Below are 2,422 nucleotides of genomic sequence, written 5' to 3'. Positions count from 1 at the left end.
CGACACCGGGCGACGTGGACGTCCTTGTGGTCGGGTCGCCGAACCGTGACGACGTGTACGACGCGCTCGAAGGCATCGACAGCGCGCTCGGCCGCGAGGTCAACGTCACGTTCGTGTCACCCGAGCGGTGGGCGTCGGGCGAGGAGACGTTCCTCGCCGCGATCCGTGACCGCCCGATGGTGCCGCTCCACCTCACAGACACGGCACGCACGTGGCCTGATGTCCTGGGAGCAAGGCCGGTCGACTGTCGAGGACATGCTCAGGAAGGGGACGCTCGAGAGGGTGCCCCCGAGTATTGACGCCGCGCAATCGCTGCTCGAGGTGGCCGAACGGCACCTGGCCTCGGCGCTCGTCCTCGCCGACAACGACGTCGTCCTCGCCTACGACGCGCTCCACGGCGCAAACCGCAAGGCACTGACGGCAATTCTCGTCGCGCAGGGCCTGCGGCCGACGCGGGCCGGTGGGCACATCGCCGTCTACGAAGCGGTCCACGCCCAGCTCGAGCCGCCCCTCGGCCGCGACCTCGCCACCTACAACCGGGTACGACGCACTCGCAACGCCGGCGACTATCGCGACGAGCACGAATCCGTGGCCGGCGACGTCATCGCCGATCATCCGGGCTGCCAGAAGATCGTCGACATCGCCAAGCGCGTCATTGGGCAGATGCCGCCGTTCTGATTCGGCGGGACTCGGCGTCAGGGTTCTGTCAACCGCGCTCGGGCACGACGTGCAAGAGGAGTCCCGCCTGCACTGCCCAGCCCGTCCCCGGTCGGCCCCACCTGGACGCACGCTCCGAGTCACGAACGGCGCCGACGTTGTCGCATTCGTGCGGGTCGACATGCCCTGCTCGTTGCGATGACAGACTGCTCAGAGTGTCGATGCCGGAACACCTCCCTCGCCTTCAGGAGGCTCCGCTTGTCCTGCGGGCCTTCGATGCCAAGGATCTGCGGCTGATCCAAGACGTCTCGACCGATCCCCTCATCCCCTTGATCACCTCGGTGCCGTCGTCACCGGATGCGTCGGCCGCGCAGAGCTTCATCACGCGCCAACTGGCTCGCCTCCGCAACGGCGAGGGGTACTCCTTCGCGATCGCGGATTCCACGACCGACGAGGCGTTCGGGCAGATCGGCCTCTGGCTCCTGAATCTCGCCCAGGGTCGGGCAAGCGTCGGCTACTGGGTAGCCGCCCGCTGTCGCGGCCAGGGAGTCGCTTCCCGTGCACTGGGCATGATCTCGACCTGGGGTCTGGGTCTGCCGGGCGTGCACCGCCTCGAGCTCTACGTCGAGCCCTGGAACGAGACCTCGTGGCGAACCGCCGAACGCGTCGGCTACGAGCGTGAGGGCCTGCTCCGCAGCTGGCAGGTCGTCGGCGACGAACGGCGAGACATGTACATGTACTCCCTCCTGCGCGCGCGACACCGGCAGTAACCCCACGCAACGGGAGTCAAGGACGGCGACGCTGCCCCCACCGCTTAAGTGGCGGTAAGTGGCGTGCCGGCCGTGCCGATCTTCCGGTGAGCACGGGGTGTCTGCGCCAGCCACGATCGAGACGCTACGGCACCAGTACCTGCTTGGCGCCAGGCGGCGTGCCTGAGAACAGTGCACTCGCCAGCTTGAAGCGAAGCGCCTGGAGGTCCTCCTGAGCGTGCTCGAGGTTGGCGCGGATCGGCCGCAACTCCTTCAGCGACTGGGGTCCAGCGCCCTGTGACTTCGGGTGCAGGGTCTCCCATGCCGGCGAGTCGACGTCACGCCTGAGCAAGTGATCCATTGCCTCCTCGGATTCGGCTCCGGCGAGGTCTGCAATGCTGATCGCGGCGGGAGCGCCGCTGAGGTTCCAGATGGTGTGGGCTACGGAGTGTCGGTAGTCCAAGGCGCTGCGGGCGGTAGCCAAGTCCTGAAGGGCGCTCTCCAATAGGTCGTTCTCAAACAACTCCTCGAAGCGCCTCTCCGCAATCTCGAGGAGACGACTGCTGTTCCGCTTGAGAAGTTCCTCCAAGGGGTCCGGGTGTCGAATCGCGACCAGGTTGAGTGCCAATTCCCGGTCTACTCGAGTAGCAGCAATCGTGATTCGCCCGATCTCCGTGGAGATCTCGGCGGGCGGGTACGCGTGTCCGGCAACCATGGACGACAGCGCGAAGCGCACTATCAAGCGGGAATCCTGAGGCTCGTCGCTGGTGTTCAATACGCCTTCTCACTCTGCTGCGATCCCGGATGCCGTTAGGCCATCGGGACGGATGCGAGGTCCGCAGGCGAGGTGAGCGACTGGGCTTGTCACCCGGCGGCGGAGAGGGTCTTGCTCGGCAGGAGTTCGGCGAGCCGTTGTCGGCCGTCGGAAGTCAGGCGTATGGCGCGGCCGCTGTCGGGTCGTTGCAGCCACCCGAGGTCGAGCAGGCGGCGCGTGAACGCCGCCGGCAGCGCCCCGG

At 67.1% G+C, this 2,422-nt stretch carries 4 protein-coding genes; 3 read left to right on the top strand and 1 reads right to left on the bottom strand.

The annotated features are described in order from the left end of the window. The 3 genes from VFW79_RS15580 to VFW79_RS15570 all read left to right on the top strand — a co-directional run. On the top strand, positions 1 to 299 hold a 299-nt coding region (locus VFW79_RS15580; RefSeq protein ID WP_329678203.1), incomplete at its 5' end, for a hypothetical protein. 22 nt (positions 300 to 321) lie between these two features. Continuing rightward, positions 322 to 678, top strand: coding sequence for a hypothetical protein (locus tag VFW79_RS15575; RefSeq protein WP_329678202.1), 357 nt, complete (start codon positions 322 to 324; stop codon positions 676 to 678). Between the two features lie 200 nt (positions 679 to 878). After that, positions 879 to 1,427, top strand: coding sequence for a GNAT family protein (locus VFW79_RS15570; RefSeq protein WP_329678201.1), 549 nt, complete (start codon positions 879 to 881; stop codon positions 1,425 to 1,427). A 124-nt stretch (positions 1,428 to 1,551) separates the two neighbouring features. Here the strand turns inward: VFW79_RS15570 and VFW79_RS15565 are convergent, their stop codons facing one another. Further along, positions 1,552 to 2,181 (bottom strand): hypothetical protein, encoded by a 630-nt coding sequence (locus VFW79_RS15565; RefSeq protein ID WP_329678200.1) that lies wholly within the window; start codon positions 2,179 to 2,181, stop codon positions 1,552 to 1,554. Positions 2,182 to 2,422 lie beyond the last annotated feature (241 nt).

Origin of the sequence: Cellulomonas sp. (assembly GCF_036279715.1) — a bacterium.
Lineage (GTDB): Bacteria > Actinomycetota > Actinomycetes > Actinomycetales > Cellulomonadaceae > Cellulomonas_A.
The sequence above is the reverse complement of the archived record's forward strand: the minus strand, read 5'-3'. Positions and strand labels throughout refer to the sequence as shown.

What these genes read in the sequence shown, in the direction of transcription:
- VFW79_RS15570 (WP_329678201.1), top strand. Translation starts at nt 879, where the DNA reads ATGCCGGAACACCTCCCTCGCCTTCAGGAGGCTCCGCTTGTCCTGCGG.